Origin of the sequence: Candidatus Pelagibacter sp. Uisw_127 (assembly GCF_047722515.1) — a bacterium.
GTDB lineage: Bacteria > Pseudomonadota > Alphaproteobacteria > Pelagibacterales > Pelagibacteraceae > Pelagibacter.
The window spans coordinates 1,015,617-1,033,945 of record NZ_CP159815.1 but is presented as its reverse complement, the minus strand read 5'-3'; the positions used below and the strand labels follow the sequence as shown (position 1 = coordinate 1,033,945).

Below are 18,329 nucleotides of genomic sequence, written 5' to 3'. Positions count from 1 at the left end.
TTAATTGGATTCAAATTGTGTTTATAATTTTTTCAACAACCAGATATTGTGTTGTCCCACGTGAAACTTATAAAAGATCACAAATAGGCGAGAAGGTTTTACGATGATGTTTGGTAATACCAAACCTTTTAATTGCTCTTAAGTGCTGTTTGGTTCCGTAACCTGAATTTGTATCCCATCCATAATTATTAAATTGTTTTGAAAGTTTTGTAATAAATTTATCTCTACTAACTTTTGCAATAATTGATGCTGCGGAAATGTTAGAGATTTTTTGGTCTCCTTTAATTATATATTTTAGTTTGTAATTTTTAAGATCCGGTAATTTATTACCATCTATTAAAACGAGAGAAGGTTTCTTATTTAATTTTAGTATAGCTCTTTTCATCGCAAGTAAGCTTGCATGCAGTATGTTTATCTTTTCAATTTCTTTAGTCGATGCCTGACCTATAGCCCATATAGAGTTTTCTTTAATATATTTATCAAGCTCTTCTCTTTTATCTTTCGTTAAACTTTTAGAATCTTTTAATAATTTTTTATTAATAGATTTATTTAATATTACAGCTGCTGCATAAACTGGGCCGATTAAGCTACCTCTACCAACTTCATCAACACCAGCCAAAATTTGCATTAGATATTCAATTTCAAATCAACAATTTTTTGTTTAATTTTTTTTAAGTCTTCCCACGAGTGCTTTTTATTTTCAGGGACTCTTAAAATGTAAGAAGGGTTAAAAGTAATAATAACATTGTAGGTAGTGTTTTTAACAATTACCTCTTTCCACTTTCCTCTTTCTATAGAAATTTTACTATTCAAGCCCGTTAATGATTCCATAGCACTACTACCCATAAGGATTATTATTTTTGGTTTAATAATTGAAACCTGTTTTTGCAAAAAATGAGAGTATCTTTTAATTTCAGTGGAGGTAGGCTTTCGGTCTTCGGGTGGTCTAAAATTAACAGCATAAGTGGAATAAATATTTTCTTTTTTAATGTTTATTGCCATTAACATCTTTCTTAAAAGATCTCCAACGTCACCCAAAAAGGTTAAACCAATATTATCTTCTTCCACCCCTGGGGCCTCCCCAACTAACATTATAGGGCTATTGATATTTCCATCTCCCAAAACTATTTTTTTTGAATTATCTTTTAAGCCACAATCATTAATTGAATTTATTTGCAATTTTAATTCATTAAGTTCTTTTTCTTTATCAATCTGGTTAACATCATTCTCTTTTTTTAGATCTTTGGCAGTATTCTTCAACCTATTGATGGGATTTTCGTCAAAAATAAAATTAGATTCAATAGAATTTAATAATTCTGAATCATAATTCGTATTTTGATTTATTACTTTTTTAGACATACAATGACCTAATGTTGATAAAGTTTTTTAAATTTGCTTTAATATTATTGTTTTATCAAGGCCCATTATACTCAAAAAATAAGACTTTAAACGATTTTAATTCAAAACATTTGTCCAATTATTTTTCTGGTATCGTCGCTTATGAGAACAATGATAACTCTCAAGCTTTAAAATTTTTTAAATCATCAAAGTCTTTAATTAAACAGCACGATTCATATCTTGAAAACTATGTATACACACTTGTGCTTGAGGGTAAAGTTCAACAAGCTACAAGCGAAATTAAGCAAAATTTAACAGAAGGTAATTCTAATTTTTTTGAAGCTCATTTAGTTCTAGCTTTAGACAGCCTTAAGAGAAAAAATTATAAAAGGAGCAAAGAACATCTACAAAAGTCTTATGAGTTTATCAACAACGATAGGCTTTCTTTAATAATAGCAGAAACATTGAAACAATATTTATATGTTTTTGAGAAAAATAAAATTTCAAAAACAAAAAATAAATTTGGTAATTTTTCCTTCATTAATGAGGTTTTTCAAAGATGTTATTTGAACGATGAAAACACCAAAGTTTATTTTGATAAATTGCTTAATTCACAAGATGATGCAGACCACTCAAGATATATATTTTTTTACTTAAATTATTTGATTGAAAATAATGGATACGAAGAGGCAAAAAATATTACCGCTAATATAGATTACTTAAATTCGTCTTTACTTATTTCACAGGGAAGAAAATGGATTAAAGATCAAAAGCTAGAAGAATTTAAAAAAATATTTTCATGTAGTAACACTACAGATATAATTGGTGAGTTTTTTTTCTTAGTATCTAACCTTTACTCGTCTCAAAATGATTATGAAAATTCTAATTTTTATTTAAATATATCTCATTACTTAAATCCCAAGTTTAAATTCAATTTATCCCTATTGGCTGAAAATCACTATCTTAATAAAAATTATACGAAAACTTTAAAAATTTTAGAATCTTTCAATAAAAAAGATGAGTTTTATTATTGGTTTAAATTAAAAAAAGAAGCACAAATAATTTCTAAATTACAAAATAAAGATAAATCTTTAGATTTTATTAACTTAAATTTTAAAAAAATTAAAAATCCCTCTATAAAAATAGTTTTTGATATTGCAAATTTTAATAAAAATGCAAAAAAATATAAAGAGGCAATAAGATATTATGATCAAATTATTTCAAAAATTGACATTAACTCTCAACTGTATGCGGATATTTTATATAGAAGAGGGGGCAGTTATGAGAGGTTGGCTGATTATGTTAGTTCAGATAAAGACTTGTTAAAATCTCTAGAAGTTAATCCAGATGATGCATATGTGTTAAACTACTTAGCTTATTCTTGGTTAGAACGAAAATATAAAATAGATCTCTCTCTTCAAATGCTTGAAAAGGCCTATGCTAAAAGAAGCAATGACCCTTATATAATTGATTCAATAGGTTGGGCTTACTATTTAATTGATGATTATGAAAAAGCTGAAAATTTTCTAAAGAGAGCAGTTGAATTAATGCCAGAAGACCCAATTGTAAATGATCATTATGGCGATATTCTTTGGAAGTTGGATAGAAAAATCCAGGCAAGATATTTTTGGGAAAATGTTTTAAATTTAGAAGAGACAGAAGATAAAATGAAAAAAGTCATTAAAGGCAAATTGATCGAAGGTTTAAGTAATTCTTAATACATGAATAGTTTCAAGATTAAATCTTATGCTAAAATAAATCTTGCACTAAACGTAACTGGGAAAAAAACAAAACTACATAAAATTGAAACTCTGATTTCCTTTATAAATTTACACGATTTAATTCACTTAAAAAAAATTAAAAAAGAAAATCATAAAATAATTTTTAAAGGAAAGTTTTCTAAAAATATTGGTAAAATAAATACAGTTGCAAATTTAATGAAATTGTTAGATAAAAAAAATTTACTTAATAGTCAAAAATTTGAGATTAAAGTTATTAAAAATATACCTCAAGAAGCTGGAATGGGTGGTGGCTCAATGAATGCTGCTAGTTTAATTAATTTTTTTATTAATCAAAAAATATTAAAGATAAAAAAAAATGAATTAATAAAGCTGACAAGCCAGATCGGCTCCGACGTTATTTTAGGAATAAAACCAACTATTGCAATTCTGTCACATAATGGAGAATTAAAAAAATATAATAAAGATATCAGACTTCATACATTAGTTGTAAAACCCAGTTTTGGCTGCTCAACTAAATACATTTACTCAAAAATAAAATCATTCTCCAAACCTCAATTTAGTTTTCCTAAGTTAAAAATGTTTGAGGTGGAATATCTTAAAACTTTGAATAATGATCTTGAAAAAATAGCCTTTAAAAAATACCCAAAACTTAAAAAAATTAAATTATTCCTATCAAACACACACAACAATACGTTTGTTAGAATGTCGGGATCTGGCTCGTCAATCGTAGCCTATTTTGATTCTAAGAGGTCGTGTGGTAATGCATATAGTCAATTTAAAAGGAAATTCAGTAGTCATTGGTGTATTGCATCAAAAACTATATAATTTTTTTTTTTTGTGATATATGAAATTAATATTGGCCCATGGTGAAGTGGTATCACATCTGTTTTTGGTACAGAGATCCGAGGTTCGAATCCTTGTGGGCCAGCCATATATGAATAATTTATTAGATAAAATTTTTTTCAGATCCAAAAATCTTAATTATATAAATTTAGGATTTAAGGATATTAAAAACAATACTGAAGTAGATCAAATATTCAGTGCCATTCATTCTTTTTCTAAAAATAGTGAAATTAGATATGTTGGTGGGTGTGTTAGAAAAATTATTAATAAAGAAAAAGTTGACGATATAGACTTAGCTGTAAATTTAAAACCAAAAGATGTTTGTGATGCGCTTAGTGAAAAAAATATTAAATATTATGAAAGTGGAATAGAGCACGGAACAATTACAGCATTAATAAACAACATTAAGTTTGAAATAACATCGTTAAGAAAAGATGTTGATACTGATGGAAGGCATGCAAAAGTTGAGTTTTCAGATAATTGGAAGGAAGATGCCTCTAGAAGAGATTTTACTATAAATTCTATTTATGCAGATATTGAGGGAAATCTATTTGATCCTTTTGATGGTAAAAAAGATCTAGAAAATGGAAAAGTAGAATTTATTGGAGATGTAGAGGTAAGGATTAAGGAAGATTATCTTAGAGTATTAAGATATATTAGATTTTTTCTTAATTATTCCAAAGATAAGCATAACCCTAAAATTATTAACATAATAAAAAAAAATCTAATTGGCGTTTCAGCAATTTCTTCTGAAAGATTATTAGATGAATTTCAAAAATTATTAAAATCAGATGGTTTTTTAAAGTTAACCAAGGATAAGGATTGTTTAGAGATTATAAATCTTATTTTTCCACAAATTAAAAATATTTCTCTATTTAACAAAATGAATAGTTTTGCAAAAAAAAATTTTCTTGAAGTAGATTTCATTTTTTTGTTATCTTTAATGATTATTGATGGAACTGATAATGTAAATTATTTTATTTATAAATTCAATTTATCTAAAAAAGATCAAAAAAGACTTATATTTTTGAATAAGTTTTATTTAGAAAAAAATACTAGCCAAACTTTTTTAGAAAAAAATTTGAATAAGGTTTTTTATTTTAATAGTAGAGAGGCATTATTAGATGTTCTTTATTTTAAGGTTTTTAAATCCAAAAAAGTAGACAATAAGTTAATTAAATTAATTGAAATTTTTAAGAAAAAAGAAATGCCTGCCATGCCATTTAAAGCTAGTACCCTGATGGAAAAATATCAAGTTCCTGAGGGAAGGGAGTTGGGACAGAGGCTAAAAGCAATAGAAGAAGTCTGGATTAGTAACGACTTCAAAATTTCAGATAAAGAAGTTCAAAAAATAGTAAGTAACTAAACGTACTTTACATCTTTAATTTCAAAGTTTTTTACACCTGCTGGAGTTTTAATTTCAACTAAATCATTTTTGTTTTTTCCAATTAAACCTCTACCTATTGGTGATTGAAAAAATATCAGTTTTTTCTGAAGGTCAGCCTCATCTTTTCCAACTATTTTATAGGTAATTTTTTCTTCAGTATCTAAATTTTCTAAATCTACAGTTGAGCCAAAGATGACTTTTCCATCATTACTCATTTTGGTTACGTCGATTACATTTGCTCTTGCGATATTATCATTAATCTGAACTATTCTTCCTTCATTATGTGATTGTTCTTCTTTTGCAGCATGATATTCAGCATTCTCTTTCAAATCTCCATGTGATCTTGCTTCAGATATTGCAGCTACTATCTGTGGACGTTTTTTCTCTTTTAAAAAAATTAGCTCTTCTTTTAAAACTTCAAGTCCGGCAGTTGTTATTGGTTCTTTTTCCATTTTAATTCCATTTTGCTATTGGAGGCAAAGACATTAATATTCCCTCAACATTACCACCTGTTTGTAAACCAAATTTTGTCCCTCTATCATATAGTAAGTTAAACTCAGCATATCTACCTCTTTTAACATATTGTATCTCCTTTTCTTTTACATTCCATTTCTTTTTGTGTTTCAATTGTATTATTGAGTTAAATAACATTTGAAAGGTAACTCCAAGATCTGTTACAAATTTAAAGTCTTTCTCCCAATCATTTTTTTTGTAATCAAAAAAAATACCACCAATTCCTCTTGTTTCATTTCTGTGTGGTAAATAAAAATATTCATCACACCACTTTTTATATTTTTTATAGAATTTTTTATCATGTCGATCACACATTTTTTTTAATTCGCTATGAAGGAAGCTTTTTTCTTTAAGATCTTGAATGCAAGGTGTTACATCCATACCACCACCAAACCATCCATGCGTTGTATAGATAAACCTTGTGTTAAAGTGAATTGCTGGAACATGAGGATTTCTCATATGCATTACAATAGAAATTCCAGATGCCCAAAAATTTTGATCTTTAGAGGCACCTGGAATTTTTTTACTCATTTCTTTTGAAAATTTTCCACGCACTTCTGAAAAATTTACACCAACTTTTTCAAAAATTTTACCATTTTTTAAAATTCTAAACTCTCCACCACCTTCATCTTTAATTTCATTTCTATTCCAAGTTTTAGATTTAAATTTGAATTTTTTACCTTCTAGTTTTTCAATATCGTTACAAATTGTGTTCTGTAGTAACTTAAACCAATTAGAAGCAAGTTTTTTTTTAATTTCTTTATCCATTATTTGTTAAAGTTAGTTTGTCTTAAATTTTCTGAAAGAATTATAGCAACTGAAGAAGCGATGTTTAAAGATCTTTTATTAGTCATCATAGGTATTTTCAATCTGTATTTGATCAAATTATGAACATGCTCAGGTACTCCTGCACTTTCTCTCCCAAATAACAGTGTATCATTTCTTTCAAATTTAAATTTAGCATAAGATTCAGCCGATTTTGTTGTTAATAATATTACCCTTTGACCCTCTTTTGACTTAAAAAATTCTGCTGAGCTTTGGTAAAACTTTATGTGTTTTTCATCCATATAATCCATAACAACTCTTTTAAATCTTTTATCACTAAATAAGAATCCACACGGCTCAATAATTTCTAAGTCAGCACCAAGACACGCACAGGTTCTAATAATTGCAGCTGTATTTTGAGGAATATCTGGCTCATATAAGGCTATTTTAGGTCTTAAAGTCATAGTTTATGTGTCATTGTTTCAGTAGAAAAAAAACTTTTTTCTTATATGAAGTCATATAATAGATAAGAATATACAAAAAACAAAAAATGTCTGAAAAAAAACCTGAAAGAAGAGAATTTTTATTTACAGCCTCGTATGCTGTTGGTGCTGTTGGGGTAGGAGCGGTTGTTTGGCCTTTAATTGACCAAATGAATCCAGATGCTTCAGTAAAAGCATTGGCTAGCACAGAAGTTGATATTAGTTCAGTTCAGCCTGGAAAGACAATCACAGTCCTTTGGAGAGGAAAACCAGTTTTTATTAAAAGAAGAACGTCTGAAGAAATAGCAGAGGCAAAAGCTGTTAAGATGGAAGATTTAAAAGACCCAGAGAAAGACGAAGATAGAGCAAAAAATCCTGAGTGGCTTGTGATGGTTGGTGTTTGTACTCATTTAGGATGTGTGCCTTTAAATGATAAAGGAGATTACAATGGTTGGTTCTGTCCTTGCCATGGCTCACACTACGATACATCGGGAAGAATTAGAAAAGGTCCTGCTCCAACAAATATGGAAGTTCCAAAATATGAATTTGTTAACAGTAATACAATTAAAATCGGATAATAAATAATTATGAGTGATCACGAGTACGTACCCAATTCAAAATTTGGAAAATGGTTTAATGATAGACTTCCCCTTCTATCACTTGCTAGTCATTTAACAGACTACCCAACACCCAAAAATTTAAATTATTGGTGGACCTTTGGTGGAATATTAACTTTTTGCTTAATTACACAAATTGTAACGGGTTTAACTTTAGCAATGCATTATATTGCTCATGCTGACTTAGCTTTTGAGAGTGTTGAACATATTATGAGAGATGTAAACTATGGATGGCTTATAAGATACATTCATGCAAATGGTGCATCGATGTTTTTCTTAGCTGTATATATTCATATATTCAGATCATTATTTTATGGATCTTACAAATCTCCAAGAGAAATAATTTGGATTATTGGAATAATAATTTACCTTCTAATGATGGCTGCAGCATTTATGGGCTATGTCCTTCCATGGGGTCAAATGAGTTTTTGGGGAGCAACAGTTATTACAAACCTTTTTAGTGCAATACCCTTGGTAGGAGAGGGAATAGTAAATTGGTTGTGGGGTGGTTATTCTGTGGACAACCCAACTTTAACAAGGTTCTTTACACTTCACTATCTAATTCCATTTTTAATTTTAGGACTAGTAGTTCTTCATATTTGGGCCCTACATATTCCTGGAAATAATAATCCAGTAGGAATTGACGTTAAAAAACCTTCTAAAGATACCGTACCCTTCCATCCATATATTGTCATTAAAGATGCTTTTGCATTATTAATGTTTACTATTATTTTTGCATTTTTTGTATTTTATTCACCAAATGTTTTAGGACACGCAGATAATTATATTGAAGCAAACCCAATGGTAACACCAGCCCATATTGTTCCTGAATGGTATCTACTACCTTTTTATGCAATCTTGAGGTCAGTTCCAGATAAATTAATGGGCGTAATAGCAATGTTATCAGCAATTTTAATCTTAGCAGCACTGCCGTGGTTGGATACTTCAAAAATTAGGTCAGCTGTATTTAGACCTCTTTACAAACAGTTTTACTGGATATTGGTAGTCGATGTATTAATCCTTGGTTATGTAGGTGCAATGCCAGCAGAAGGTTTGTATCTATTAATTGCTAGAGTTGCCACGGCTTACTATTTTATACATTTTTTAATAATTTTACCGTTATTGGGATTTAAAGAAAAAACCATACCTTTACCTTTAAGTATTACAGAGCCAGTACTTGGAGGATTCCCAATGGCTTCAGCTGTTAAAAAAAAAGAAAGCTTGAATTAATTTAGTGAAAAATACTTTTAAAATAACATATTTAATAATTTTTTTCTTAGTAGGGACTCTCCAGGTTAATGCAGCAGAAAAAATTGATCTCTTAAAAACAGATTGGACTTTTAAAGGATTATTTGGAAAATTTGATAGAGGTTCACTGCAAAGAGGATATCAGGTATACACTGAAGTTTGTGCATCATGTCACTCAATGAAATATGTTAGTTATAGAAATTTATTTGAGCCAGGAGGACCAGAGTTCACAGAAGATCAAGTAAAAGCTATAGCAGCAGGTTTTGAAGTTACTGATGGACCAAATAGCGATGGTGAAATGTTTGTTAGACCTGCAAAGTTATCAGATAAGTTTGTTAAGCCTTTTGCAAATGTTAAAGCAGCACAAGCAGCAAATGGAGGGGCTTATCCACCTGATATGTCAGTATTAGCAAAAGCAAGAACTGGTGGTGTAGACTATATTTACTCAGTGCTTCTAGGTTATGAAGATCCGCCTAGTGGAGTAATTCTTGATGATGGAGTTTATTATAATAAATATATGTACGGAAATAAAATTAAGATGTCAGAACCACTATCAGATGGTTTAGTCGAGTACAGCGATGGAACAATTACATCAAAAGAACAAATGGCTAAAGATGTAACAACATTTTTAATGTGGACTGCAGAACCTCATTTAGAAGCTAGACATAAAATGGGCTTCAAAGCGATTTTGTATTTGATAATTTTAACTATATTAGTTTATTTTAGTATGAAGAAAATTTGGTCACGTATTGAATCTGAAGTTTAATATATCGCCATCTTTCACAATATAATCTTTACCTTCAAGCCTCATCTTACCATTGGTCTTTGAATTTACCCATCCACTATTAGCGATGAAATCTTCATAAGCAATTGTTTCAGCTCTTATAAAGCCTTTTTCAAAATCAGTATGTATTTCTCCAGCTGCTTTTGGTGCAGTACAGTTTTTTTGGATTGTCCATGCTCTAGTTTCCTCTGGACCTGATGTAAAATAAGTATCTAGTTCTAAAACATTATAGCCTTTTTGAATTAGCATATTTAAACCAGTTCTTTTTAATCCAATCATTTCCATATAATTTTGTTTTTCTTCATTTTCTAACTGATTAATTTGATTTTCAATATCAGCTGAAACTATTAAGGTGTTTCTCTCTTCAAATTTTGTAATGAAAGCCTTTGTATATTGATTGCCATTTTGAACACTTGCTTCATCAACATTACAGACAAAGATTTTAGGTTTTAAAGATAGTAAGCCACTTTGGTTAAGGAGTTTTTTTTCAAATTGGTCGTATAGGATTTGGATATCTTTAGAATTATTTATACAATCTGAGGCAACTTCTAATATCTTTAACTGCTCTTCATCTACATTTTTTTTATTATTTTTTTCTAATCTTTTTTGAATTGATTCAAGATCTGCTAACATCATTTCAGTTTCAATAATCTCTAAATCTCTTACAGGGTCCACTGTAGGGTTTACATTTTGAATATCATCTGAATCAAAGCATCTTATCATATGTATTACTGCATCAACCTCTCTAATATGAGATAGAAATTTATTCCCCAAACCTTCACCTTTAGAGGCACCCTCTACAAGCCCTGCAATATCTACAAATTCAATTGTAGTATTTATTTTTTTTTTTGATTGAGATATTTCTACTAATTTATCTAGCCTTTCATCTGGAACGGGGACAACACCAACATTTGGTTCAATAGTACAAAAAGGAAAGTTAGCAGCTTGTGCCTTGCTAGAATTTGTTAGTGCATTAAATAATGTCGATTTACCGACGTTAGGCAACCCAACAATTCCACACTTAAAACTCATTATTTATTATTTACTGTACTTGCAAATAAATCTAATTTTTTATCAATTAATATAGGCATTGAATTAATAATATTATTTGTGATTTTTTCTAGCTGTAACATTTCATCCTCATCAAAATCTTTTAACACATGGTCTGAAACTTCAGCTTTGGTTTTAGGTCTTCCTATTCCAATTCTTACTCTTGAGTAGTCTTTTCCTATGAATTTATCTATAGACTCAATTCCATTATGCCCCGCACTAGATCCTGCAAATTTTGCTTTTACTTTTCCAAACTCAATATCAAGATCGTCGTGAAATACTATGACATCTTCAGCATCAATTTTAAAGTATTCGATTAATTCCCTTATGCAAATTCCAGAGTTGTTCATAAAAGTCAGGGGTTTTATTGCATAAACTTTTTTATCTTCAATATTTCCAGTAGTTAAGAGTCCTTTAAATTTTGGTTTCTGTTTGGATAAGCCAAATTTTTGATTAAGAGCATCAATCAGCTTAAAGCCAATATTGTGTCTATTATTTTCGCTATTGGGTGTGGGGTTTCCTAAACCTACAAATAGAAGCATAATTTTTTTAGATCGTATCTAGGAATTTTCACTATAATAAATTTATTATTTTTTTTCTTCAGGAGCTTTTTTTTCTTCGCCTTCTTTTTTATCTCCATCAGCTGCTGGAGCTGCATCTTTACCATCTGCTGCTGCTTCATCTGTTGCTTCTGCTTCAGCTGGTTTTTCTGGCTCTTTCATAACAGTAGGAGCGGCCAAAGTTGCAATTACAAAGTCACGTCCAATAATTGTTGGTGTAACACCTTCTTCTAGTTTAATTGAAGATATTTTAAAACTTTCTCCAATTTCAATTCCATCTAGGTTAATTACAATTGCTTCAGGAATTTTTTCACTTGGGCATTTTAATTCAATTTTTCTTCTAACTATATTCAGCACACCACCCCTTTTTAAACCTGGAGAAGTTTCATGATTAATGAATTGTACAGGGACTTCTATTCTAATTTTTACACCGGAAACAACTCTAAGAAAGTCAATATGAGTTGGCTCGTCAGAGACCACGTTATATGTGATCTCTCTTGGTAAAACATTTTGAGGCTTACCATCTAAGTTAAGAGTTATAATATTTGATAAAAAATTTTCTTTTGCAATTAGGGTTTTAAGAGTTTTTTTTAAAACAGTAACTTTTTGATTTTGCTCTGTTCCACCATAAACTATACCCGGAATATTACCAGCTAGTCTTAGAGATCTAACGTCTCCCTTCGATTTAGTATTTCTAGTATTTGCTTCAAGTGAATTCATAAAAGAAAGCTTTCTAGCGCAAGTTTCTTAATAACTCAAGATAATTATTTAAATAAATCAGATACTGAAGTTGAATTGGAAATTCTTTTAATTGCTTCCCCCATAAGGGTTGAAATAGGTAAAACTTCTATATTTTTAGCTTTCTTTATTTTGTCTTGATTGTCAATTGTGTCAGTTATTACTAATTTTTTTATAACAGATTTTTTAATTTTATCTATAGCTTCACCACTCAGAACACCATGAGTTATGTAAACATAAACTTCTTTTGCCCCTCTATCTTTTAAGGCTTGAGCAGCATTAACTATGGTTCCACCAGAATCGATTATATCATCGACTATAATACAAGTTTTGTCTTTAACATCCCCTATAACATTCATGACTTTTGATTGACCTGGTTTAGGTCTTCTTTTATCAACGATAGCAAGCTCAACATCTAAAATTTTACCAAGAGCCCTTGCTCTTTCAGTGCCACCAACATCTGGAGCAACACAAATTATATTTTTACTTTTAATGTTTTTTTTAGCGTGTCTTGCAAAAATTGGAGTAGCAAACAAGTTATCTACAGGAATGTCAAAGAAACCTTGAATTTGTCCCGCATGCAAGTCAACAGTAACAACTCGGTCAGCACCTGCTTTAGTAATTAGATTAGAAACAAGTTTTGCAGATATAGAAGTTCTAGGTACCACTTTTCGGTCTTGTCTAGCATAGCCAAAATAAGGAATAACAGCAGTGATATTTTTAGCTGAAGATCTCTTTAACGCGTCAATACACAAAAGTAATTCCATTAAATTATCATTTGCAGGAGAGGAGATTGATTGAATTATAAAAATACTATTGCCTCTAATATTTTCATTAATTTCTATATAGATTTCCCCATCAGAAAAATTTTTAATGCTAGAGTTTACAAGCTTAGTTTTTAAATATTTTGCAATATTTTTACTTAAGGGTTTATTACTATTTCCAGTTAATAATTTCATGAGATAATGTTAATTAATCACAATTATTGAAATATTTCTACCATAATCATTCTCATTGTGGCTAATAGATCTTCTTGCACTGAAGAAATTATTTTTGATATTAAATGTATCCTTATTGATAATATCAATTTTCTTAATATTTAAGCTATTTAATTGAAAGTGAATATATTTATTTAAGCTAAAGTAGTTTTTATCCTTATTTTTTTTGAAAAAAATTATATTTTTTTTATCTTTTTTAATAAATTTTTTTATAAAATACTCTTTAACCTCATAATTATTACTCGAAATACAAGGGCCTATAGCTGCAGTAATATTTCTTGAGGAGCAACCTTTTTTAATCATAAATTTAACAACTTTTTTTACAATATCTTTATAGGAACCCTTCCATCCCGCATGAATAGCAGCTATCATTTTTTTTTTATCATCATAAATTAATATTGGCGCACAATCAGCTGTTAAAATAGCTATTGGTATATTTTTCCTATCAGTGACTAGGGCATCACCTTCAAATTTCTTATTAAGTTTTGAATGTATGCCTATATAGTGAAACTTATTGCTATGAACTTGGTTTAATAAGATTATTTTTTTGTTTTTAATCTTGATTTTATTACTTACGATTTCAAGATTTTTTAGTATATTTTTTTTATTATCAGAGGAGTTCGGTCCACAGTTCAAACTTTTAAATATACCAGTAGATTTTCCACCCAATTTATTAAAAAAAGCATGCTCTATGCTTTTAAATTTAGACAATTTTTTTGATTTAATCAGTTTAAAACCCTAGTTTAAATTTATTTTTATGATTTGTTATAAACATTACTTTAAATAAATGACCCATCTGACTTTCATCAATTAATCTTTTAATTCTAAAATAAATATCAGCTTTTTTATTAAATGGCATGTTTTTAGATAATATTTCAGCCCTATTCAGTATGCCAAGTTTTGTTAAGAATTTTTTTTGGGTGGTGGATAGAGAAGAGCAACCCCCTATTTTTTTTATAATCTTATTAATTAAACTAAAGCTTAAATTATAAGTTATATCTGAATTTCTAAAACCTTTTAGAACGTCGCAGTATTTATGTTTAGAAACTGCCTGAAGAGTGTTTTTCATTTCTTTTTCAAGGTATGCATAATCTATTATTAAAATTCCACCATTATTAAGTTTAATATTCTTAATTATAGTTTGTAAGTATTTTGTAGCGAGTGGAGAATACTCAACAAACATTTGTTTATAGGAAATTTTAAATTTTATTTCTTTTTCAAATTTTTGCATATCAAATGGAATGTCTAAATATTCTAACTTTTTATCATTGACAAAGTTTACATGCCTTTCGTACCATTTTTTTTCTTTTTTTAAGAACTGTTTAATGGGTAAAGCATCAAAGAATTCATTAGCAATAAAAATACATGGGCAATTATTCAACTCATTTAAATTATGTAACCATTTAACTTTTGTATCTTTAATATTAGTTTTTTGTACTTGTTGAAGTAATTCACTTTTCTCTAATATATTAATTTTACAAGAACTCTTAAATTGAGGAAATTTATTGAATGTATTGGCCAATACATTCATCATTTCACCGTTACCAGCCCCTAACTCAATCAAATTAAATTGCTTAGGACAACCCAGCCTTTCCCAAAATGAAATTACCCAGATGGCAATCATTTCAGAAAATAATACGGATATGTTAGGTGCTGTTATGAAGTCACCATCCTTACCAAATGGATTTTTTTTCATGTAGTAGCCATATTTTTTATTATATAGAGATTCCTCTATAAATTTATCTAAGGTAAATAAATTATTACTTTTATTTTTCATTATTTTTTAAATAAAATAAGAATGTGCCAGTTATTAAAAAAAGAACACTTATTAACTGACCTAGTGTTAAGTTTAAAATTAAATAACCTATTTGAGGGTCAGGAGATCTAAAAAATTCTGCAAAAAATCTAAATAAAGAATAAAAAATTAAAAATAAAGCTGATATTTTTCCTGGAATTTTTAAATAATTTTTCTTAAAGAAATACCAAAGCAAAAAAAATAAAATAATCCCTTCAAAAAAAGCTTCATATAATTGTGAGGGGTGTCTTTTAACTTTATCTATTAATACAAATTGTACAGACCAGGGCAGATCAGTTGCTCTTCCAATAAGCTCTGAATTTATAAAATTAGCAATTCTGCCAAAAAAAATTCCAATTGGCGCTGATAGTGCCACCAAATCTAGGAATATAAATTGATTAACCCCATGTTTCCTTGAAAATAATTGAGAGGCAACAATAACTCCAATTAACCCACCGTGAAAAGACATGCCTCCATTCCATACCATTAGAATTTCAACAGGGTTTTCTAAATAATATTTTAGATTATAAAATAATGCATATCCAATTCTTCCACCTAAAATTATTCCTATAATTAGATACGTAATAAAGTCATCAAATAGACTTAGTATGTGTTGGTCACTAATTAATTTTTTTTTACAATATGTCCATCCCAATATAATTCCGACAATATAAGCTAACGAATACCATCTAATTTCCAACGATAAAACTTGAAAAGCTACTGGGTCAAAATTATTAATAAACATTTTTAAAAAATTGCATATAAAGTATATTAATTTTATAAATGAATATATGACAAAATCAAAATTTGTAATTAATAAATTAGCAAAATTATTTGAACAAGGACTGATTTCTTATAAAGATTTAAGTTCTGAAATAATAAATGTTTTGAAATCAAAAAGAGATGAGATAGTTTTTAAAATGAAATTAACAAGCAAAGAAGAAACCGATATTTTGATTAAAAGAGTTGAAAATCTTGAAAAAAAAATAGAAAAAATAGAAAAAAATAAATTAAGAAAGAGAACTACAAAGGTAAAAAAATTTTAACTCTTAAACCATCTAGTGGAGATTTTTCTAATACAATATTCCCTCCATGTGATTTTATAATATCTGATGTAATGGATAACCCAAGGCCAACACTAGATTTTGAATTTCCTCTACTTTTATCAAGTTTATAAAATGGCTTGAATACATTTTGGTATTCATTCTCAGGAATGCCGATACCATCATCGTCAATAGTAATTATTATATTATTATTCTTTTTGGATAGATCAATGTTTATTTTATCCGCATATTTAATTGAGTTATTAATTAGGTTGTTTAAGGATCTTTGAATTAAACTTTTTTTACCATTCATATAAACTCTAGGAATTAGCTCTTTCGAAATTTCATTTTTATCATATTTATTGATTGTACTCTCTATTAATTCTGAAATATCAAACATTTCATTTTTTTCTAAATACGATAAACTCGTAAATTGCAGGTACTCATTAAGCATTTTTTCCATTTCATCTATATCCAAAGACATTTTTTTAGATAGTACCTCATCTTTAATAAAAGATAGCTGAAGTTTTAGCCTTGTTAACGGTGTTCTTAGATCGTGACTTATGCCTGATAACATTTCAGACCTTTGATTGAGATGTCTCATTATCCTTTTTCTCATTTTATCAAATTCTAAACCTGCCTGTCGTATTTCCAATGCGCCAGAAGGCGTAAATTCATCAATATTTTCACCTCTACCAAATTTTTCAGCGGCTTTGGCAAGATTAACAATTGGTCTTGTTTGATTTTTTAAAAATATTATTGCAATAGATATCATTAATAATGCAGGTAGGGTTATCCATAGCGCAAACATTCTTGCAGAAGTACTTGCAACCCTATCCTTGGGAATAAAAAACTCAAAATAACCATCATTATGTTTTATATTTATATGAAGTAGGTCTTTATAGGCCGTGGTATCAAACCAATAATTTCCAATACCAATATTTGATTTTAATTCTCTCCTTAAAGTCCTGTCAATTGGACTAAACCATCTATCTTTTAATTGCTTATTAAATAATTTGTCATTCTTGTATTCAACATTGAGATCTAAATAAATTGAAAAAAGGCTAGATAAATCATTATTATTATACTTACCATTATCATAGGCTGTAATAAAAGTTTTCATTTCGCCGACAAGTGCACGAGTCATACCTTTGTTTGTTTTAATCCAAAGACTATCAAAAAAAACGATTGTTATAATTAGTTGCAAGACAATAATGGGTACTGCTACAATTAGTAAGGCTCTATAAAATAACCTTCGTGGTAATAAATTTTTTATAAATTTACTCAATCCATAAGACATAGCCTGCACCCCTTAAAGTTTGTAAATATTTTGGATTTTTTGGATCAGTTTCAATTTTCTTTCTTAATCTGGTAATTATAACATCTATAGATCGTTCTTTATCTAGATCAATCAGTTTTCCAATACCTTCTCTTGAAAATGTTTTACCTGGATTATTAATCATTTTTTCTAAAATAATTTTTTCAGTATTATTTAATTTGAATTCACTTTTATTTTTAATAACCAAAAGTTTATTTAGGTCAATTTTAATATTATCAAACTCAATAATTCTTTTTTGAATATTTTTTTTAGTTTTATCAAGAATATTTTTTATTCTTAATATAAGTTCTTTTGGCTCAAAAGGTTTGGGTAAATAATCATCAGCCCCCATCTCCAAACCTCCAACTCTATCTTTTGCCCCACCTTTTGCAGTTAAAAGAATTATGGGTGTATCGATTTTAGATTTATTATCTTTAATAAATTCTAAACCACTTTTTCCAGTCATCATTATATCTAGAACAATTAAATCAAATTTAATAATTAAAACTTTTTCTTCAGCATTTTCTGCACTATTTGAAGTGGTTACTAAAAAATTATTTTCATTAAGATATTGTCTGACTAAAGATCTAATTCCATCATCATCATCTACAACTAAAATATGGGCTATAAAATCATTCATTAATTATTTTGTTTAAAACATTGTCAAAGTTAAGAACTTGATCTGAACTTGAATTTAAAAGAGCATTATAAATTCTTTTTTTTTGTGAAGAAAATATCTCATCAAAAATTTTTTTACCTTTTTCATTTAAAAAAATATGTTTAACTCTTGTGTCTTGTTGATCTTTTTCAAAAAAAATAGTTTCAAGCCTAATCAAGTCTTTTAAAACTCTGTTTAAACTTTGCTTGGTAACTTTTAGTTTTTTAAGCAGTTCTGAAATTGTAATTCCTTTGTACATTGATATTAGGTGCAATACTTTATGATGCGCTATCCCAATTGAGTATTTATTGAGTGTTTTCTTAGCATCTGTAAAAGACTCTCTGTAGCTTATAAATAGCTTTTCAATAAATTGCTTTAACTGCGTATCTTTTAAATATAAAAGTTCTTTCATTATGGGTAAGTTATATTGACATATTATAGATACAAAGA

At 28.5% G+C, this 18,329-nt stretch carries 22 protein-coding genes and 1 tRNA gene; 8 read left to right on the top strand and 15 right to left on the bottom strand.

Going from position 1 to position 18,329, the window contains the following annotated elements:
- Positions 1–67 precede the first annotated feature (67 nt).
- Positions 68–628, bottom strand: a complete 561-nt coding sequence (locus tag ABXT65_RS05640; RefSeq protein WP_415322926.1) for a ribonuclease HII — start codon at positions 626–628, stop codon at positions 68–70.
- Positions 628–1,359, bottom strand: coding sequence for a uracil-DNA glycosylase (locus ABXT65_RS05635; RefSeq protein ID WP_415322924.1), 732 nt, complete (start codon positions 1,357–1,359; stop codon positions 628–630). Before ABXT65_RS05635 ends, ABXT65_RS05640 begins: the two co-directional genes overlap by 1 nt.
- Before the next feature lie 11 nt (positions 1,360–1,370).
- Between ABXT65_RS05635 and ABXT65_RS05630 the strand changes: the two genes are divergently transcribed.
- The 4 genes from ABXT65_RS05630 (at position 1,371) to ABXT65_RS05615 (ending at position 5,289) form a co-directional block, all read left to right on the top strand.
- On the top strand, positions 1,371–3,056 hold the full coding sequence (locus tag ABXT65_RS05630) for a tetratricopeptide repeat protein (protein WP_415322923.1): 1,686 nt from the start codon (positions 1,371–1,373) through the stop codon (positions 3,054–3,056).
- A 3-nt stretch (positions 3,057–3,059) separates the two neighbouring features.
- Positions 3,060–3,905, top strand: a complete 846-nt coding sequence (locus tag ABXT65_RS05625) for a 4-(cytidine 5'-diphospho)-2-C-methyl-D-erythritol kinase (protein ID WP_415322921.1) — start codon at positions 3,060–3,062, stop codon at positions 3,903–3,905.
- 32 nt (positions 3,906–3,937) lie between these two features.
- Positions 3,938–4,011: transfer RNA gene (locus ABXT65_RS05620), tRNA-Gln, on the top strand.
- Positions 4,012–4,014: 3 nt separating this feature from the next.
- The gene (locus ABXT65_RS05615) at positions 4,015–5,289 is read left to right on the top strand and encodes a CCA tRNA nucleotidyltransferase (RefSeq protein ID WP_415322919.1); all 1,275 of its coding nucleotides are present in this window, start codon (positions 4,015–4,017) and stop codon (positions 5,287–5,289) included.
- On the opposite strand, the gene greA is transcribed toward ABXT65_RS05615, so the two are convergent.
- Genes greA through ABXT65_RS05600 form a run of 3 tightly spaced genes read right to left on the bottom strand, consistent with a single transcriptional unit; the run spans position 5,286 to position 7,052 of the window.
- Positions 5,286–5,762: a transcription elongation factor GreA gene (greA, locus tag ABXT65_RS05610; protein WP_415322917.1), complete on the bottom strand. Its 477-nt coding sequence runs from the start codon at positions 5,760–5,762 to the stop codon at positions 5,286–5,288. The two genes, ABXT65_RS05615 and greA, sit on opposite strands and share 4 nt — an antisense overlap.
- Before the next feature lies 1 nt (position 5,763).
- A complete protein-coding gene (gene hemF, locus ABXT65_RS05605) occupies positions 5,764–6,591 on the bottom strand; it encodes an oxygen-dependent coproporphyrinogen oxidase (protein WP_415322916.1) in 828 nt (275 codons plus the stop codon).
- Positions 6,591–7,052: a tRNA (cytidine(34)-2'-O)-methyltransferase gene (locus tag ABXT65_RS05600; RefSeq protein ID WP_415322914.1), complete on the bottom strand. Its 462-nt coding sequence runs from the start codon at positions 7,050–7,052 to the stop codon at positions 6,591–6,593. The genes hemF and ABXT65_RS05600 overlap by 1 nt, the downstream gene beginning before the upstream one ends.
- Positions 7,053–7,138: 86 nt before the next feature.
- Here ABXT65_RS05600 and petA point away from each other — a divergent pair, with 86 nt between their 5' ends.
- From petA to ABXT65_RS05585, 3 genes are read left to right on the top strand one after another with little or no spacing between them, the layout of a single operon-like run.
- The gene (petA, locus tag ABXT65_RS05595) at positions 7,139–7,648 is read left to right on the top strand and encodes a ubiquinol-cytochrome c reductase iron-sulfur subunit (RefSeq protein WP_415322912.1); all 510 of its coding nucleotides are present in this window, start codon (positions 7,139–7,141) and stop codon (positions 7,646–7,648) included.
- A 9-nt stretch (positions 7,649–7,657) separates the two neighbouring features.
- Entirely contained in the window at positions 7,658–8,917 is a 1,260-nt protein-coding gene (locus tag ABXT65_RS05590) for a cytochrome b (RefSeq protein ID WP_415322910.1), read from the top strand.
- 4 nt (positions 8,918–8,921) lie between these two features.
- Entirely contained in the window at positions 8,922–9,701 is a 780-nt protein-coding gene (locus ABXT65_RS05585) for a cytochrome c1 (protein ID WP_415322909.1), read from the top strand.
- On the opposite strand, the gene ychF is transcribed toward ABXT65_RS05585, so the two are convergent.
- The 7 genes from ychF to lgt are packed head-to-tail and all read right to left on the bottom strand — an operon-like array spanning position 9,678 to position 15,605.
- Positions 9,678–10,751, bottom strand: coding sequence for a redox-regulated ATPase YchF (ychF, locus tag ABXT65_RS05580; RefSeq protein ID WP_415322908.1), 1,074 nt, complete (start codon positions 10,749–10,751; stop codon positions 9,678–9,680). The genes ABXT65_RS05585 and ychF overlap by 24 nt on opposite strands.
- Positions 10,751–11,311, bottom strand: coding sequence for an aminoacyl-tRNA hydrolase (gene pth / locus ABXT65_RS05575; RefSeq protein ID WP_415322906.1), 561 nt, complete (start codon positions 11,309–11,311; stop codon positions 10,751–10,753). The genes ychF and pth overlap by 1 nt, the downstream gene beginning before the upstream one ends.
- Positions 11,312–11,356: 45 nt before the next feature.
- Positions 11,357–12,049, bottom strand: a complete 693-nt coding sequence (locus ABXT65_RS05570; protein WP_415322905.1) for a 50S ribosomal protein L25/general stress protein Ctc — start codon at positions 12,047–12,049, stop codon at positions 11,357–11,359.
- A gap of 44 nt (positions 12,050–12,093) precedes the next feature.
- Positions 12,094–13,026 (bottom strand): ribose-phosphate pyrophosphokinase, encoded by a 933-nt coding sequence (locus ABXT65_RS05565; protein ID WP_415322903.1) that lies wholly within the window; start codon positions 13,024–13,026, stop codon positions 12,094–12,096.
- Positions 13,027–13,035: 9 nt separating this feature from the next.
- Positions 13,036–13,776 carry a peptidoglycan editing factor PgeF gene (gene pgeF / locus ABXT65_RS05560; protein ID WP_415322901.1) on the bottom strand — a complete coding sequence of 247 codons (741 nt, stop codon included), beginning with the start codon at positions 13,774–13,776 and terminating at the stop codon, positions 13,036–13,038.
- 19 nt (positions 13,777–13,795) lie between these two features.
- Complete coding sequence (locus ABXT65_RS05555; RefSeq protein WP_415322899.1) at positions 13,796–14,842, bottom strand: SAM-dependent methyltransferase; 1,047 nt, start codon at positions 14,840–14,842, stop codon at positions 13,796–13,798.
- On the bottom strand, positions 14,832–15,605 hold the full coding sequence (lgt, locus tag ABXT65_RS05550) for a prolipoprotein diacylglyceryl transferase (RefSeq protein WP_415322897.1): 774 nt from the start codon (positions 15,603–15,605) through the stop codon (positions 14,832–14,834). The genes ABXT65_RS05555 and lgt overlap by 11 nt, the downstream gene beginning before the upstream one ends.
- A gap of 46 nt (positions 15,606–15,651) precedes the next feature.
- Between lgt and ABXT65_RS05545 the strand changes: the two genes are divergently transcribed.
- Positions 15,652–15,906, top strand: a complete 255-nt coding sequence (locus tag ABXT65_RS05545; RefSeq protein ID WP_415322895.1) for a hypothetical protein — start codon at positions 15,652–15,654, stop codon at positions 15,904–15,906.
- On the opposite strand, the gene ABXT65_RS05540 is transcribed toward ABXT65_RS05545, so the two are convergent.
- Genes ABXT65_RS05540 through ABXT65_RS05530 form a run of 3 tightly spaced genes read right to left on the bottom strand, consistent with a single transcriptional unit; the run spans position 15,884 to position 18,291 of the window.
- Positions 15,884–17,203, bottom strand: coding sequence for an ATP-binding protein (locus ABXT65_RS05540; RefSeq protein ID WP_415322893.1), 1,320 nt, complete (start codon positions 17,201–17,203; stop codon positions 15,884–15,886). The genes ABXT65_RS05545 and ABXT65_RS05540 overlap by 23 nt on opposite strands.
- Positions 17,184–17,861 carry a response regulator gene (locus ABXT65_RS05535; RefSeq protein WP_415322891.1) on the bottom strand — a complete coding sequence of 226 codons (678 nt, stop codon included), beginning with the start codon at positions 17,859–17,861 and terminating at the stop codon, positions 17,184–17,186. The genes ABXT65_RS05540 and ABXT65_RS05535 overlap by 20 nt, the downstream gene beginning before the upstream one ends.
- Positions 17,854–18,291, bottom strand: coding sequence for a MarR family winged helix-turn-helix transcriptional regulator (locus ABXT65_RS05530; protein ID WP_415322889.1), 438 nt, complete (start codon positions 18,289–18,291; stop codon positions 17,854–17,856). Before ABXT65_RS05530 ends, ABXT65_RS05535 begins: the two co-directional genes overlap by 8 nt.
- Between the last annotated feature and the right edge of the window lie 38 nt (positions 18,292–18,329).

Coding starts and splice junctions, on each gene's coding strand:
- hemF (WP_415322916.1), bottom strand. CDS start 6,591: ATGGATAAAGAAATTAAAAAAAAACTTGCTTCTAATTGGTTTAAGTTA.
- ABXT65_RS05545 (WP_415322895.1), top strand. CDS start 15,652: ATGACAAAATCAAAATTTGTAATTAATAAATTAGCAAAATTATTTGAA.
- ABXT65_RS05565 (WP_415322903.1), bottom strand. CDS start 13,026: ATGAAATTATTAACTGGAAATAGTAATAAACCCTTAAGTAAAAATATT.
- ABXT65_RS05540 (WP_415322893.1), bottom strand. CDS start 17,203: ATGTCTTATGGATTGAGTAAATTTATAAAAAATTTATTACCACGAAGG.
- ABXT65_RS05615 (WP_415322919.1), top strand. CDS start 4,015: ATGAATAATTTATTAGATAAAATTTTTTTCAGATCCAAAAATCTTAAT.
- ABXT65_RS05530 (WP_415322889.1), bottom strand. CDS start 18,291: ATGAAAGAACTTTTATATTTAAAAGATACGCAGTTAAAGCAATTTATT.
- ychF (WP_415322908.1), bottom strand. CDS start 10,751: ATGAGTTTTAAGTGTGGAATTGTTGGGTTGCCTAACGTCGGTAAATCG.
- ABXT65_RS05590 (WP_415322910.1), top strand. CDS start 7,658: ATGAGTGATCACGAGTACGTACCCAATTCAAAATTTGGAAAATGGTTT.
- greA (WP_415322917.1), bottom strand. CDS start 5,762: ATGGAAAAAGAACCAATAACAACTGCCGGACTTGAAGTTTTAAAAGAA.
- ABXT65_RS05630 (WP_415322923.1), top strand. CDS start 1,371: ATGTTGATAAAGTTTTTTAAATTTGCTTTAATATTATTGTTTTATCAA.
- pth (WP_415322906.1), bottom strand. CDS start 11,311: ATGCTTCTATTTGTAGGTTTAGGAAACCCCACACCCAATAGCGAAAAT.
- ABXT65_RS05600 (WP_415322914.1), bottom strand. CDS start 7,052: ATGACTTTAAGACCTAAAATAGCCTTATATGAGCCAGATATTCCTCAA.
- ABXT65_RS05570 (WP_415322905.1), bottom strand. CDS start 12,049: ATGAATTCACTTGAAGCAAATACTAGAAATACTAAATCGAAGGGAGAC.
- petA (WP_415322912.1), top strand. CDS start 7,139: ATGTCTGAAAAAAAACCTGAAAGAAGAGAATTTTTATTTACAGCCTCG.
- ABXT65_RS05625 (WP_415322921.1), top strand. CDS start 3,060: ATGAATAGTTTCAAGATTAAATCTTATGCTAAAATAAATCTTGCACTA.
- ABXT65_RS05555 (WP_415322899.1), bottom strand. CDS start 14,842: ATGAAAAATAAAAGTAATAATTTATTTACCTTAGATAAATTTATAGAG.
- ABXT65_RS05640 (WP_415322926.1), bottom strand. CDS start 628: ATGCAAATTTTGGCTGGTGTTGATGAAGTTGGTAGAGGTAGCTTAATC.
- lgt (WP_415322897.1), bottom strand. CDS start 15,605: ATGTTTATTAATAATTTTGACCCAGTAGCTTTTCAAGTTTTATCGTTG.
- ABXT65_RS05535 (WP_415322891.1), bottom strand. CDS start 17,861: ATGAATGATTTTATAGCCCATATTTTAGTTGTAGATGATGATGATGGA.
- ABXT65_RS05635 (WP_415322924.1), bottom strand. CDS start 1,359: ATGTCTAAAAAAGTAATAAATCAAAATACGAATTATGATTCAGAATTA.